This is a genomic window from Vibrio sp. SG41-7, assembly GCF_014164465.1.
Classification (GTDB): domain Bacteria; phylum Pseudomonadota; class Gammaproteobacteria; order Enterobacterales; family Vibrionaceae; genus Vibrio; species Vibrio splendidus.
Genome location: NZ_JACJFF010000131.1, coordinates 1 through 14,095, shown reverse-complemented (window position 1 = coordinate 14,095; position 14,095 = coordinate 1). Strand labels below are relative to the sequence as shown.

Below are 14,095 nucleotides of genomic sequence, written 5' to 3'. Positions count from 1 at the left end.
AAGCTTTTAAGTTTTAAGTTTTAAGTTTTAAGTTTTAAGTTTTAGGTTTAAAGCTTAAGCCGTTTCAGCCTCTTTAACTGGAGCTGAGTTACGGATTAGGTGGTCAAATGCACCTAAGCTTGCTTTTGCACCTTCACCCATCGCAATGATGATCTGTTTGTAAGGTACGGTTGTTACGTCACCCGCTGCGAACACACCTTTCATTGATGTAGCGCCATGAGCGTTGATTTCAATTTCACCGCGTGGTGAAAGCTCAACTTTCGAACCCTTCAACCATTCGCTGTTTGGCATTAGGCCGATTTGAACAAAGATACCCGCGAGTTCGATCTGTTTAAGTTCATCCGTATTGCGGTCTTTGTATTCCAGACCGGTTACACGGTTGCCATCACCAATCACTTGCGTTGTTTGCGCCATCTTGATGATTTTGATGTTTGGCGTTGCGTTCGCTTTGTCGATAAGCACTTGGTCTGCACGTAGTGTGTCTGCAAATTCAAGTACGGTTACGTGTTCAACGATCCCCGCTAAATCAATTGCCGCTTCAATGCCTGAGTTACCACCACCAATAACCGCTGTTTTCTTACCTTTGAATAAAGGGCCGTCACAGTGTGGGCAGTAAGCGACGCCTTTGTTGCGGTAGTCTTGCTCACCCGGAACGTTCATTTCACGCCAGCGAGCACCAGTACTTGTGATAACCGTGCGAGATCGTAATGTTGCGCCGCTCTCTAGCTCAACGTGGATGTAACCGTCTTCTGTGTCTTCGGCTGCGATGATGTTCGCAGCGCGCTGCTCAGTCATTATCTCAACACCGTACTCTTTTACGTGCTCTTCAAGGCTAGCTACTAGCTTAGGACCTGTCGTCGCTTTCACGGAGATAAAGTTCTCAATCGCCATCGTGTCCATGACTTGGCCACCGAATCGGTCAGCAACCACACCAGTGCGAATGCCTTTACGTGCAGCATAGATAGCGGCTGAAGAACCTGCTGGGCCACCGCCGACAACCAATACATCAAACGGTGCTTGTTCGTTTAGGTTAGCTGCTTTCTTTTCTGCAGCGCCTGAATCAACTTTGTTAAGGATCTCTGCCAGTGACATACGTCCTTGACCAAATAGCTCACCATTAACGAACACACTTGGCACTGCCATGATGTCGCGAGACTTCACTTCGTCTTGGAATGCTGCGCCGTCGATCATGGTTGTCTTAACCAGAGGGTTAATCGCCGACATCATGTTGAATGCCTGAACCATTTCTGGGCAGTTTTGGCATGAGAGCGAGATGAAAATCTCTACATTGAGCTCTTGATCGAGTTCTTTAATTTGCTCAATTACGTCAGCTTCAAGCTTGATAGGATGACCACCACTATGAAGCAGTGCTAGAACCAGTGATGTGAACTCGTGGCCCATTGGCAAACCGGCAAAACCGATCGCAGTGCCTTTCTCTTGGTTCACTACCTGCATGATAGGGCGGCGAGCACTTGCGTTATCATCTCGAATTACTTCAATTTTGTCGGTTAAAGACGCGATGTCATTCGCCAGATCTTGAAGTTTGTTCGCGGTGTCGCTGTCATCTAGACTAAGGACTAACTGAACATTGGTTTTTAGGTTTTCTAGGTATGCTTTTAGCTGCTGCTTCATTGCTTGATCTAACATAATCGTGCCTGCTCTTAAATTCTGTGTCTTGGTATTGACCAATACCTTCTTGCTGAAAAAGGAAAATAAAAAGGGGGCGCAAGTCGGCAAATATTGTGGTGTTGATGTTTTGAAAGGGTGGCGCGCAACTGCCCTTTAGGAGGGGGGCCGAAGCGCGCCTGTAGAACTGTAGAACTGTTCTGCTTTACTTGTTCTTTCTTAGCAGTTCTTGTTTAGCTGGGCTTAGATTAAATCTTGCCTACTAGGTCTAGAGATGGCGCTAGAGTCTCTTCGCCTTCTTTCCATTTAGCGGGGCAAACTTCACCTGGGTGAGCGGCTACGTATTGTGCAGCTTTAACCTTGCGTAGTAGGTCTTCAGCGTCACGACCGATACCTTCAGCAGTGATTTCCATTGCTTGGATAACGCCTTCAGGGTCGATTAGGAAAGTTGCACGGTCTGCAAGGCCTTGACCTTCACGCATAACGTTGAAGTTATTTGTGATGTTGCCTGTTTGGTCGCCTACCATGAAGTATTCGATAGTGCCGATTTTGTCAGAAGTATCGTGCCATGCTTTGTGAGAGAAGTGCGTGTCAGTTGATACTGAGTAAACTTCTACGCCGCGAGATTGAAGCTCTGCGTATTTGTCTTGTAGGTCAACTAGCTCAGTTGGACATACAAATGTGAAGTCTGCTGGGTAGAAGAAGAATACAGCCCACTTGCCTTTAACGTCTTGCTCAGTGATTTCTACGAATTCGCCGTTTTTGAATGCTGTCGCGTTGAATGGTTTAATTTCTGTGTTGATCATGATTCGACTCTCTTTCTAATTTGTAGTGTTTAACGCTATCCCGCGTCGATGGAGCTATATTGCATTCGCACCGGAAATTAGTGAAATCGGACATTTCTATAGATTCAATAGGCGAATCCTATCTTCGAAATAGGAAGGCTATCCATAAAAAGGATTGGTAGAGATACCAATCCTTTTTTGCTTCTAATTACTTCTTACTGACTAACCTAAGTCTCTTTTAGGTGAACTTAACATTCGATTGTCTAATGTGATTAATAAAACAGGCAGTAGTGAAAGCAGCATGACTACCGCCAGTGTAGAAATACTGCTAACTCCCAAGAGGCCGGACGTAGCGACAAGCAGTGCGCCTCCTATCATTCTGAAAAAGCCATCAATAGATGTCGCCAAGCCAGCACAATACTTAAAAGGTTCAAGTGCAAGAGATGTAGCAGAGCCAGATAAAAGGCTAAAGCCAGCCGCTCCCAGTGCAGATAAAGCAAAGAATAAATAAGTAGCATCAAAGCCTATAAACAATAACCCCATTCCTCCGACGGTGATAACAGTGGCACCAAGTCGCACAGTATTCCTACGGCCAAACGACTTAATCAATCTGGGCGCTATAAGGCTAGCAAGTATTTGAAAACCTCCTATAACTCCAAACATAAGTGAGAACTGCACTTGAGAAAAATCGCCTTCGCTGATTGCAACAATTGGAGCAACGGAAATGTAAGTTAGCAGAGCACCAAAGCTGAGCATGTTCGTCAGTGAATACACCAAAAATGTACGATTACTTAAGATATCTCGCACGTTACATTTAAGTGCCTGTGTGTTCTTTACATCAACCGTGGTCTTAACACTCTTCTTAGACTGAAGTGCTACCGCTGATATAACAAATAGCAAGAGAGCTAAACCAGCCATGAGGTAGAAGCCACCTGTCCACCCCCATAAGAGAGCCAACCCACTACCAATCAGCGGCGCAATGGTTGGTACTGCACTGGTAACGCCGCCCATATAGCTTAACCACTTACCCGCAACGTCACCTTCGTAGTTGTCTCGAACCCAAGCCATGGCGGTGATCATAGTGAATGAAGCGCCTACGCCTTGCAGAGCTCGCGCTGCGTATAGCATCTCTAAAGACGAAGATGCCACAACCAACAAGCTACCTGCTGCATACATGAACAGCCCAAGCATGGCAGAGAACTTACGCCCCTTGCGATCAGAAACTGGGCCCGCAATTAATTGACTCACACCCAAAGCCAGAACGTAAATCGAAATAGTCTGTCTTATTTCGCTGTCAGAGACAGCGAAAGCCTCGATCATCTGCGGAAAAGATGGCAAGTAGATATCAATAGCCAGTGGCCCCAAAGGTATGAGGGAAAAAATAACCAGTAGTGGAAGAAATTTGTTACCTGCCATCTTAAACCCCTTTACTGACTTATTGGCGGATATAGCGACATACCAGAACGTGATGCGATGAAACTAACAAAGCTCATCATGCGCTCACTCATTTCTAGTTCAGCGACCATTGTGTGGTTTCGTAGCTCAGAAAACGCGGCTATGTCGTCAATGTTCAACTTTGCGCTCACCAGATACAAGAACATCAATATCAAGCAAGGAATCCAGCTCTTCCAAGATTCGTTTAAGCTCCGGAAGGTACTCTTCTGTTCTCACCAACGCCTGCTCAAGGGATTGGCTTAATGCGCCTTTGCGTGACTCAACAAATAGACAGAGAGCATCTGGCGTTGACAGCTCAGGGAGATTAAGTCGTGGCATGCGAGGATACAAAAGCTGTGCAGAGATCGGATAAAGCCGCTTTAGAAGGTTGTTCAAGGCTTCTGATACTTCGTAACGGGTGAACATGGGTTCATCTTGTTGATCTAAGTAGCGGATAATGTCGAGGCTCTCAACCATCACCGTATGCTTACCATCATGCTGTCGCTGTTCAAGCACAGGGACAGTCAACCTCTCTAGTTTCCCCTCTAACGATTCTGGCAATTGCCCCAAAGTCATAGGGCTGATTGCACAATCAATATTTTTAAGCCCAACAACGGTCTTAACACGAACACAAAATGGGCAGCTATCAAATACATGCAGCTTCATCATAAAGCTCCTATTAATTACCGTGCCAAATCGAATAAGCCATGCGCTCTACATGAGCAGGAAAATGCTCTTTATAGTCTTTCCAGTGGCTGAATTTTGGTAGCTTTATCGACTCTTTTAGTTCATCTACAGACTTTCCTTCTTGCAAACCTTTCCATACTGCATCAAACAGAGCCTGAACGACTTCTTCACTTTCTTTTAGTAGCTCTGGCGAGTCGACTGGAGTGTGACCATTTATGATAGTGTCAAACTCTAGTTCTTTACGTACGCGCTTTATCGTGTTCAATGTAGCAACATAGTCCTGTTCAATTAAGCGTCCTCCGCTGACTAAGTACTGTGGTAAATGCCAATCTACTGCAACAAGTACTTTATCTTCCGGCATGTGAACAATACTCATACAGTTACCATCATTCTTGCCGTAGTAATGCAGATCGACATTTTTGCCACCAAGAGAAACTGTCATCTGGTCTTTGTAGGTTGTTGTTGGGTAGGCTACTTTGTCTTCCAGATCTCGTGAAAGCAAATCGGTACAGTATTCCTGCGCGATAAATTCGGCACCTTGTTCTTTGAATATCTTACCGCCGCGAGAGTGGTCAAAGTGATCATGGGAGTAAATCACTTTTTTGACAGGCTTCTCTGTTACTTTACGGATCTCCTTCATCATTTGTGCAGAACGAACATCGCCAGAAGGATCGGTAACAATCACACCCTCGTCGGTAATAACAACCAGACTGTTATAAAAAAACTGAGAATACTGATAGATACCGTCTTTTAGTTCTTTCATTACTGGCTTAGAAGGATCAAAACCATCGGCGGCGCTGGCACCAGAGACCATTCCAAGAGCTAGAGCCAAAGTGGCTATTTTTGAATTAAGTGACATTGTTGATTCCTATTTTCACTATTGATATTTAATGAAAGATAATTAACATTAACAAATAGAACAATACGCCAAAAAGTAACTTCACTTAATACAATAGGTATCAAATGGATAAGTATCGGAATATGCAGCTATTTTGTACTGTTGTCGATAAAGGCAGCTTTTCTAGAGCAGCGAAAGCGTTAGGTATTACCCCTGCTATTGTCGGCAGGCACATTGCAGCAATGGAAGATTCTCTAGGGTTTGTATTGCTGAATCGTACAACGCGCAGTATGCATCTTACTCCAGGGGGAAAAGCTTATTATGAAGGCGCGCAAGCGGTATTGAGTGATATTGAACAATTAGAAGGTTCGCTGACAACTGCTCATCAGAACAATCCTGAGGGCTTAATCCGGTTGTCTGCTCCCGATGCGATGGGGCCTTATTTAATGACGGTGATTAAAGAATTTCGCAAAGAATACACAGGGATTCGTTTTGACCTTGCTTTATCTAATAGCCACCTCAACCTAATCGAGGAAGAGATCGATCTCAGCATCAGGTTCTCATTCGAGTTACAAGATTCGTCTTATGTTGCGACCAAACTCGGAGAGTCAGAACTTGGCTTGTATGCGTCACCTTCATACATAAGCGAGTATCAAGCACCTTCCGATTATACCGACTTAAAAAATCATGATTGCTTACATATGGGAAATTCGAGAGATGGCGACTACTGGATGCTAACTGTCGATGGAAAAAGCCTTTCATATCGGCAGCCGTGGGTCGCTGTAATTTCAGATAGCAATACCTTAATACAAGCGGCAGTGGATGGGATGGGTATAGCAATGATCCCTAGCATATTTGTTAATAAATACGTTAACAGCGGTAGCTTAGTTAAAATTAAAAACGTAGCTGAATTTCCAATCGTGAATATTTATGGGATGTACCCAACTCGCAAACACGTCCCGTATAGACTATCGCTATTCTTGGAGTATTTAAAAGCTAACTTTATTCATATAGTTATATCGTAAATAGAAATAGCTATATGTACTACACGACCTTTCTGTTAGTGATGTCTAAAAGTGGTTATGAGTTCACTCAGCATTTTAAGTACAGCATGCACTGTCCTCAATATAAGCAATAACAAAAAATTATCATTAATATAATTTATGATAATTTAAGTTAATCGTCACATCTCCATATACTCTCTCCATCGAAACGAAACATCGAAGCCAGTCTTCGAAACGCACAGAATTAAAAACGAATTTGGAGCAAGTTATGAAAATGAATCACGTAGGCATCATGGTTGGCGATATGGACAAAGCAGTTGAGTTTTACACGAAAGCGCTGGGTCTAAGAATCGTAATGAACAACACCAAAGTAATGGAAGAGCGCGAATCAGCAATCGGCCGTATGTGTATCGCTGTGTTCGGTGAAGGCTTTAAAGGCTTCAACATTGCACACCTAGTAACTTCTGATGGTATCGGTGTTGAGTTGTTCGAAATGAAAGAACGCCAAGAGCGTCACGAAGTTGATTTCTCTCGCCTAGGCATCTTCCACTTCTGTCTGCAACTTCCAAAAGAGCAGTTTCATTCAGCTATTAAGCGTGTTGAAGAGTATGGCGGTAAGGTTCGTATGGACATCATGCGTTACCACCCAGAAGACGAACTAAAACAAGCGCAAATGGTTTACCTAGAAGACCCGTTTGGTAACCTATTCGAATTTTACTCACATACGTATGAAGACACGTACGCGACTGATTACGAGTAATAGCGTTACTGCCTTCCATAGGTAGAAAAACCGAAACACCCCCTAAAGAGAATTGGTAGCGATACCAATCCTTTTTTTGTGTCTGTAGGGCTTAATTTAGGAACATCGGATAAACTATCGGTTGCACTAAAACAAGCCGACATTGTTGCTCTATAGTGCAACGTTGGACTGATTGAAAACTTAACTGGTTGATAAATATGATGTTAAACCATTGGCATATATGTTGCTCTATTGCCTTTATGTAAATTGTATACAATAAAAAATACATAAAGGAAGTCACATGGAACAGAACAGTGAATTGATCTACGGATTAGACGATCGACCATCAGTCAAAGCAGCCAGTTACGCGGCGCTGCAGCATGTATTAGCCAGCTTTGTTGGCATTATCACACCCACACTCATTATTGGCGGTGTTTTAGGGTTGGGTGAACACATCCCTTATTTGATCAGCATGGCACTGATGGTGTCTGGGGTTGGAACTTTTATACAAGCTAGAAAAATAGGGCCAGTTGGCGCAGGGATGATCTGTGTCCAAGGGACCAGCTTTGCGTTCTTAGGTTCTGTGTTAGGTGCGGGTTTTCTTGTTAAAGCAAATGGAGGTGGGCCGGATGAAATGCTCGCCACCATTTTTGGTGTCTGCTTCTTTGGTGCATTTGTCGAAATCGTCCTATCGCGCTTTATCGAAAAACTCAAAGTAGTGATCACGCCCGTTGTGACCGGCATCGTTATCACGACGATTGGTGTCTCTTTGATTAAAGTCGGCGTCACTGATATCGCTGGTGGTGTTGGCGCAGAAGATTTTGGTTCTGGAAGCAATTTGATGTTGGGTGCGATTGTGCTCGGAACCATAGTGGCACTTAACCTAAGCAACAACACCATGGTAAGGCTGTCGTCGATTTTAGTCGGATTGGTTGTAGGGTGGGGCGTTGCTATTCTGATGGGCAAAGCGCCAATGGTTTCTTTTGCATCTCAACCGCTATTGAGTATCCCTGTCCCATTTAAATATGGTTTCGCTTTTGATTGGCAAGCCTTCCTCCCTATTGCTTTTATCTACTTGATTACTGTTATTGAAACGACGGGCGACCTTACCGCCAACAGTATGTTCTCAGGACAGCCAGTTAAGGGGCCAAAATACATCAATCGACTCAAGGCGGGCGTGCTAGGTGACGGTGTGAACTCGCTTATCGCCGCTGTATTTAATACTTTTCCGAACACGACTTTCAGCCAGAACAATGGCGTGATCCATTTTACTGGGATTGCGAGTCGTTACATTGGCTACTTCATTGCGGCAATTCTGTTTCTATTAGGTCTATTTCCCATCTTAGGCGCGGTATTAATGACGATTCCAAAGCCAGTATTAGGCGGAGCGACATTGGTGATGTTTGGTACGGTTGCTGCGGCGGGTATCAAGATTATCGCTAGTGAGAAGCTGGAGCGTCGCAGAATCATGACGATTGCCATCTCATTAGGTTTAGGACTGGGGGTAATGCTGGTACCGGATTTATTGAAAGAAGCCCCCACGCTAGTGCAAAGCATATTTGGCTCACCAGTAACGATGTCGGGTGTTGCTGCTCTTTTGATTACCGGGTTGATGTCTTTGGTGCCTGAAACTAAAGCCAAATCGATGACGAATTCGGTACAAACCAGTAAAGCATGATTGTTTTTAGAGTTAAGAACGACTTAGTGATGCTAGAGCGTCGCTAAGTCGTTAAATTACGGTGTCTTGTGTTCCCTATCAAGATCTAGTCAACACTTCAGTCGTTGACCCAGATACAAAAACTAAAGAGTAGTTCCGAAATGCTCAGTGAGGAAATCCAAAAACACTCGAACCTTGCTCGGAACTAGCTGGCGGTTTTGATAGATTGCGTATGTGCTGGTTTCATAGTTACATGGGCTAAACGTAAACTCAGGAAGCAATTGCACCAATTTACCTATTTTAAGTTCTTCTTCAATCGCCCATTGTGGGAGCAGGGCAATACCACCGCCGTTCAATATCAATTGCTTTTGCCCGTTCACAGAGTCGACTTCCATGTAATAAGAGATGTCGATTTTTTGCGGTTTTCTATCCAATACAAACCAATCATGCCACCCCTTGTAGCCATAAACCAAGCAGTCATGTTTTGCTAGATCTTCAACATGTTGAGGCGCTTTTTTTCTTCTTACATAGTTAGGGCTGGCGCATAGAATAAAGTTGTTTTGGACGAGCTTCTTAGCGATCAAATTAGAATCAGGCAGTCGGCCACTGCGAATCGCGATATCCACATTTTCTTCGATCAGATCGACCACTCTTTCAGTGATTTCAATTTCAATATCGACCTCGGGAAAGGCATCCCTAAAGATAGGAACAAGGGGCAAGATTTTGCTTTCTCCAAACGCAACGGTCGTGCTTATTTTGAGGCTCCCTCTCGGCGAGTGATGCAATGCGCTGACGACTCGTTTCGCTTCATCAAACTCGCCCGTAATTCGCTTGGAATATTGATAGAACAATTGACCGGCTTCAGTGACCCCTACGTTGCGTGTCGAGCGCTCTAACAGTCGCACATTGAGTTCTTCTTCCAACGCCGAGAGCTGTCGTGAGATAGAAGAGGGCTGAATATCAAAAATCCGACTGGCTTTGGAGATACTTCCTTGTTCAACCACGCAGTTGAAATAGGCAAGACGATTGAAAAGGCTCATGTGTATTCCTCGTTAAATGACGGTTTCAGTTCTTTCAAAATGCAGCCTTCTAAACAAGATGGTTGGCGCCGCAGTATGGTGACATTGATGCTTTAACTGTCACTAAATGTTAGCTTAATTGCTTTTAAAGCAAAACTGAATTGCTTCTCGGCAGATTCAAACCTTAGGTTGTTGTCTTTATGATTCTCCACATCATTACCAACAACGAGCAATATTCATGAATGCAATTAAAACAGCCACTATCGCAGCCTGCTTTTCGGTAACAGCCCAACATTTGATAGAGAAGCTCATTACGAGCGGAACCCGTGTCGTCGCTTTTGGGCGTATCGGAGATGAAGCAAGAGCAAAAAGCTTAGAAGATAAGTATTCAGGTCATCTGACCGTGTTACTTGGAGACCTTACGGATGAAGTGCAAAGCCAAGCGCTTGCTGCTAAGGCTTCAAAAATCTTAGGTCATATCGATGCTCACTTTCATTGCTCTGGCATTTATATCTGGAGTCATTGGACTGATGTGGAAGTGAGTAAAATGTCTGACTTATGGAACGCGAACTTTATGACGGCGTTTGTCTTCGGAAGAGAAATTTTTAAATTAATGAAGTCGCAAGGGAAAGGTTCAATGATGTTCGTTTCCGCTCGTGATACAGCACGTAACATACCCGCAGGATTCGGACCTTACATGGCATCTAAAATAGCATTGAATGCTTTGGTCGAAAGTTTGGCTGCAGAGGCGGCTTCATCTAATGTTCAAGTGAATGCGGTGTTGCCGACCATTGTTGATACTGAAGTAAATCGACAAGCACTTCCTGAGGCTGACCACTCTACTTGGGTAGATCCTGTAGATTTGGCAGATTTGATGATGGAGTTGACCCAACCGAATAAAACTTATCTAAGTGGTTCTCTAATAACCGTTAACAACAAGATGCATTAATCATAGGTTAGTAAGTTTGGATAGCATTGCCCTATCTGCAACAAACTAACAACCGAATCACCCCTAAAGAGGATTGGTCGAGATACCAATCCCTTTTTTGTTTGGATTTTTTGGAACAGTAGCTTATCTATATGCGGGTGATTGAGAAATGTACAAATTTAAGACGTTGTTAAAGTTGACGTTTTGACGATAAAACCTTTCATGAATATGACGGAAGAAAGTGTCGTTCATGAAAACATTCCGTCATCATACCGAATGGTAGCCTTGGCTGAGCAGTGACTATACTCAGCATTATATTGCTAACCAACAACAACGAAAATAGAGAAACATGCAGAGATTAGCGCATACAAATTACATGAAAAAATTACATATTATCTTTACCGCTCTTATCCTTATGATATTAGCCGGATGCACCTCAACGTCGGCTGTCGGCAGTTCTAAAACAAAGGAATATGCCAAGTCACATGCTCTTGTTGGTAAAGCTTCTTGGTATGGCGATAAATTCCATGGAAGGCTCACAGCAAGTGGTGAGACGTATAATATGAATGCGAATACTGCGGCTCATAAAACCTTGCCATTCGGGACTATCGTGAGAGTGACCAATACAGACAATAACAAGTCTGTTGATGTGAAAATTAACGACCGAGGCCCATACGTAAAAGGCCGAGTTATTGACCTCTCGCACAAGGCATTTGCAAAAATCGGCAATGTTAAGCAAGGTACTGTACCTGTCAAAATCGAGATTGTTGATGACAGCAATACCTTTAGGTACAAGCACTAATACTCCACTTGTTTATGAATCTAAAGGATTGGTAGAGATACCGATCCTTTTTTGTCTGAGTAAGTCGAGAACTGTTAATCAGACACTTCTGAGCCACGATTCAAAATCCCTATATGCCCGTCAAAAAACGATTTGAGCGATTTTCTTCCTGAGCAATTCCCGAAAAGCGATAACCGCGGGGCTAACTTGTTCTCGGCTTGGACAGATTAGATTCAACTCAACGGATGGCGATTCAAATTCTGACAAAATGCGTATAAGTTGCCCACTTTCAAGGTCTGAATGGATATCTATCTGAGAGCGATACGCTATACCTTTGCCACTGACTGCCCACCTGCGAACTATGTCGGTATCATTACTAACTCGATTGCTATCCACTTTGACTTTGTATGAACCCGTATGATCCGCGTATTCCCAACTATTAAATAAACGACCAACTCGGCGGTGCAATAAGCAGTTATGCGCTTTTAAGTCACTAGGGTGCGATGGCTTGCCGTGTTTAGAAATATATTCAGGTGATGCGCAGGTGATCCTGTTCATGGTCGCGATATGAAATGAAACCATCGATGAGTCTTCAGGCTTCCCGTAACGAAGGACCATATCAACCTGATCGAGGAAAAAATCTGAAATAGAATCACCAACCGTCAGGTCAATCGACAATAAGGGGTGTTCGTCCAGTAGCTCTTCTATCCAGTGGATTATGGTATTGCGACCCAAATCAGATGAAACGGATAACCTGAGATTACCACTGACCTTTCCTAACGTCTGATGTGCGGCTATGCGCCCTTGCTCCAAACTCGCCAACGCTTGGCGGCAATGAAAAAGAAACTGCTCGCCTTGAGGTGTGATTCTCAATTGTCTGGTCGTTCTGATGAGCAGCTGAACATCCAACTGTTTTTCAAGTCTTTTAAGTGCAGAGCTAACCGCCGGAGGGGTGAGACTCAGTTGGTTTGCGGTTTCCGTTATGCTCCCGGTTTCTACTATTCGAATGAATAGATTGAGATCTGATGTGTTCATTGTTAAATAATATTTAAAAGTATTTGAATGATTACCATCTTTTTAGTTTAGTAAAAAACGGCAACAATGTCTGTACCGTTATTACTTAACATCGTACATAGATATTGGTACGCAGAGAGAACGATATGACTCAGCTATTACGCCCTACAAACTTACTTAACCGCTCCCTAGAACTTCCTTGTGGTGCCGTCATAAAAAACCGTCTAATGAAGTCAGCTATGTCTGACTCACTCGCTGACGGTGAAGGAAACCCGACTCATACTCAGTCTCGACTCTATGAACGATGGGCTGAGGGCGGAATTGGGTTATCTATCGTTGGTGAAGTGCAAGTCGATTCGAGATTTCCAGAAAAACCAGGAAATTTGGTGTTAACGGAGCACTCCAATCTGAAAGACTTACAAATGTTAACCTCTCGCGCATCAATTAATAACGCCCACATTTGGCCTCAGCTAGGCCATGCGGGAGGGCTGGCTTACAAACCACTTAGCGACCCTAAAGGGCCATCACCTATTAAAATCAGTGAATTTGAATGTGCGGGTATGTCAGAGCAAGAAATATCTTTGCTGCCAGATATATATGCTAAAGCTGCGAAGATAGCTAAAAAAGCAGGGTTCACAGGTGTTCAGATACACGCTGGACACGGTTTTCTGCTTAGCCAGTTTTTGTCTCCGTTATTCAATCATCGCCAAGACCAATATGGTGGTTCAATAGAAGCACGCAGCAAAATTGTTATGGAGATAATTGAAAAAGTCCGATGTGCGGTCGGGCCTACTTTTCCAATCGGCATCAAGATGAACTCTTCTGATCAACTAGAAGGTGGATTAACTCAGGATGAGGCTTTAGAAGTGATTGGTATCCTGAACCAAACTTCAATCGATTTGATTGAGATAAGTGGCGGTTCCTATTTCCCAGGGGCGAAATCAAGTTCTGATAGCGCTTCAAGCGGGCCGTACTTCGTTGACTTTGCAGTAAAAGCCAGAAAATTAACCAGTATTCCTTTGGTTGTGACAGGTGGCTTTAAAACCTATGACCAAGTAATTGGTGCTTTATCCTTGAACGCAGTGGATTCAATTGGTCTGGGACGAGCATTAATACTTAACCCAGAATTACCAATTGAATGGATAGATGGATCAAGTGTTGTTCCTCGTTTTCCAAAGTTTAAGTTACCACCTGTCGGAGGAGTGACAGCTTGGTACACGATGCTTCTCACGGCAATAGAGAGTGATAACGAAAAAGAGTTCAACTTAGAGCTATTGCCCGCGATTCAAGCCTATGAAAGTCGTGATAAAGCTCGTGTTTCGAAATGGCTAGCTAAGTACCCGTTGTAATCTAGAGGTCAAACCTTAAACCAATATTCGGTATTCACCTTGAGCTATACCTTCAATCGCTTTTTGATAGAAGAGAGGGGAGGCATCGAATATCACTCATCTTTTGTGTCAGGGCGGGATTCCACTTTGAATAAATATTAGCCAAAGATTATTTTTGAGCGATATTCACCAGACCAACCTGACTTTCTACGTTTGGCAGCCAAGCTATCTTTGTCACTCTCATCCTGCTTTATC

13 protein-coding genes are annotated in these 14,095 nt (G+C 43.6%); 6 read left to right on the top strand and 7 right to left on the bottom strand.

From position 1 onward, the window contains the following. Positions 1-54 precede the first annotated feature (54 nt). From ahpF to H5300_RS22430, 5 genes are all read right to left on the bottom strand, one after another. On the bottom strand, positions 55-1,647 hold the full coding sequence (ahpF, locus tag H5300_RS22450; protein ID WP_182796944.1) for an alkyl hydroperoxide reductase subunit F: 1,593 nt from the start codon (positions 1,645-1,647) through the stop codon (positions 55-57). Between the two features lie 227 nt (positions 1,648-1,874). Beyond that, positions 1,875-2,432 (bottom strand): alkyl hydroperoxide reductase subunit C, encoded by a 558-nt coding sequence (ahpC, locus tag H5300_RS22445; RefSeq protein WP_017078889.1) that lies wholly within the window; start codon positions 2,430-2,432, stop codon positions 1,875-1,877. Between the two features lie 201 nt (positions 2,433-2,633). Continuing rightward, entirely contained in the window at positions 2,634-3,827 is a 1,194-nt protein-coding gene (locus H5300_RS22440) for a multidrug effflux MFS transporter (RefSeq protein ID WP_004736363.1), read from the bottom strand. 147 nt (positions 3,828-3,974) lie between these two features. After that, positions 3,975-4,514 carry a glutathione S-transferase N-terminal domain-containing protein gene (locus H5300_RS22435; RefSeq protein WP_259397908.1) on the bottom strand — a complete coding sequence of 180 codons (540 nt, stop codon included), beginning with the start codon at positions 4,512-4,514 and terminating at the stop codon, positions 3,975-3,977. Positions 4,515-4,524: 10 nt separating this feature from the next. Then, positions 4,525-5,391 carry an MBL fold metallo-hydrolase gene (locus tag H5300_RS22430; protein WP_182796943.1) on the bottom strand — a complete coding sequence of 289 codons (867 nt, stop codon included), beginning with the start codon at positions 5,389-5,391 and terminating at the stop codon, positions 4,525-4,527. A 104-nt stretch (positions 5,392-5,495) separates the two neighbouring features. Between H5300_RS22430 and H5300_RS22425 the strand changes: the two genes are divergently transcribed. The 3 genes from H5300_RS22425 (at position 5,496) to H5300_RS22415 (ending at position 8,791) form a co-directional block, all read left to right on the top strand. Continuing rightward, a complete protein-coding gene (locus H5300_RS22425) occupies positions 5,496-6,395 on the top strand; it encodes a LysR family transcriptional regulator (RefSeq protein WP_182796942.1) in 900 nt (299 codons plus the stop codon). Between the two features lie 247 nt (positions 6,396-6,642). After that, positions 6,643-7,134: a VOC family protein gene (locus H5300_RS22420; protein WP_029222246.1), complete on the top strand. Its 492-nt coding sequence runs from the start codon at positions 6,643-6,645 to the stop codon at positions 7,132-7,134. A gap of 280 nt (positions 7,135-7,414) precedes the next feature. After that, positions 7,415-8,791 carry a uracil-xanthine permease family protein gene (locus H5300_RS22415; protein WP_182796941.1) on the top strand — a complete coding sequence of 459 codons (1,377 nt, stop codon included), beginning with the start codon at positions 7,415-7,417 and terminating at the stop codon, positions 8,789-8,791. Positions 8,792-8,913: 122 nt separating this feature from the next. On the opposite strand, the gene H5300_RS22410 is transcribed toward H5300_RS22415, so the two are convergent. Beyond that, complete coding sequence (locus H5300_RS22410) at positions 8,914-9,810, bottom strand: LysR family transcriptional regulator (RefSeq protein ID WP_182796940.1); 897 nt, start codon at positions 9,808-9,810, stop codon at positions 8,914-8,916. 217 nt (positions 9,811-10,027) lie between these two features. Between H5300_RS22410 and H5300_RS22405 the strand changes: the two genes are divergently transcribed. Together H5300_RS22405 and H5300_RS22400 are read left to right on the top strand one after the other, a co-directional pair. Further along, the gene (locus H5300_RS22405) at positions 10,028-10,738 is read left to right on the top strand and encodes an SDR family oxidoreductase (RefSeq protein WP_017084610.1); all 711 of its coding nucleotides are present in this window, start codon (positions 10,028-10,030) and stop codon (positions 10,736-10,738) included. Positions 10,739-11,066: 328 nt separating this feature from the next. Continuing rightward, positions 11,067-11,519 (top strand): septal ring lytic transglycosylase RlpA family protein, encoded by a 453-nt coding sequence (locus H5300_RS22400; protein ID WP_054543090.1) that lies wholly within the window; start codon positions 11,067-11,069, stop codon positions 11,517-11,519. Between the two features lie 120 nt (positions 11,520-11,639). Here the strand turns inward: H5300_RS22400 and H5300_RS22395 are convergent, their stop codons facing one another. Beyond that, on the bottom strand, positions 11,640-12,533 hold the full coding sequence (locus H5300_RS22395) for a LysR family transcriptional regulator (protein ID WP_054543091.1): 894 nt from the start codon (positions 12,531-12,533) through the stop codon (positions 11,640-11,642). A gap of 125 nt (positions 12,534-12,658) precedes the next feature. Here H5300_RS22395 and H5300_RS22390 point away from each other — a divergent pair, with 125 nt between their 5' ends. Continuing rightward, on the top strand, positions 12,659-13,861 hold the full coding sequence (locus H5300_RS22390) for an NADH:flavin oxidoreductase/NADH oxidase family protein (protein WP_182796939.1): 1,203 nt from the start codon (positions 12,659-12,661) through the stop codon (positions 13,859-13,861). Positions 13,862-14,095: the final 234 nt, after the last annotated feature.

Bases quoted from the DNA above. Each gene is read 5' to 3' on its own strand.
- H5300_RS22410 (WP_182796940.1), bottom strand. From the start codon at position 9,810: ATGAGCCTTTTCAATCGTCTTGCCTATTTCAACTGCGTGGTTGAACAA.
- H5300_RS22435 (WP_259397908.1), bottom strand. From the start codon at position 4,514: ATGATGAAGCTGCATGTATTTGATAGCTGCCCATTTTGTGTTCGTGTT.
- H5300_RS22390 (WP_182796939.1), top strand. From the start codon at position 12,659: ATGACTCAGCTATTACGCCCTACAAACTTACTTAACCGCTCCCTAGAA.
- ahpF (WP_182796944.1), bottom strand. From the start codon at position 1,647: ATGTTAGATCAAGCAATGAAGCAGCAGCTAAAAGCATACCTAGAAAAC.
- H5300_RS22430 (WP_182796943.1), bottom strand. From the start codon at position 5,391: ATGTCACTTAATTCAAAAATAGCCACTTTGGCTCTAGCTCTTGGAATG.
- H5300_RS22415 (WP_182796941.1), top strand. From the start codon at position 7,415: ATGGAACAGAACAGTGAATTGATCTACGGATTAGACGATCGACCATCA.
- H5300_RS22400 (WP_054543090.1), top strand. From the start codon at position 11,067: ATGCAGAGATTAGCGCATACAAATTACATGAAAAAATTACATATTATC.
- ahpC (WP_017078889.1), bottom strand. From the start codon at position 2,432: ATGATCAACACAGAAATTAAACCATTCAACGCGACAGCATTCAAAAAC.
- H5300_RS22440 (WP_004736363.1), bottom strand. From the start codon at position 3,827: ATGGCAGGTAACAAATTTCTTCCACTACTGGTTATTTTTTCCCTCATA.
- H5300_RS22420 (WP_029222246.1), top strand. From the start codon at position 6,643: ATGAAAATGAATCACGTAGGCATCATGGTTGGCGATATGGACAAAGCA.
- H5300_RS22405 (WP_017084610.1), top strand. From the start codon at position 10,028: ATGAATGCAATTAAAACAGCCACTATCGCAGCCTGCTTTTCGGTAACA.
- H5300_RS22395 (WP_054543091.1), bottom strand. From the start codon at position 12,533: ATGAACACATCAGATCTCAATCTATTCATTCGAATAGTAGAAACCGGG.
- H5300_RS22425 (WP_182796942.1), top strand. From the start codon at position 5,496: ATGGATAAGTATCGGAATATGCAGCTATTTTGTACTGTTGTCGATAAA.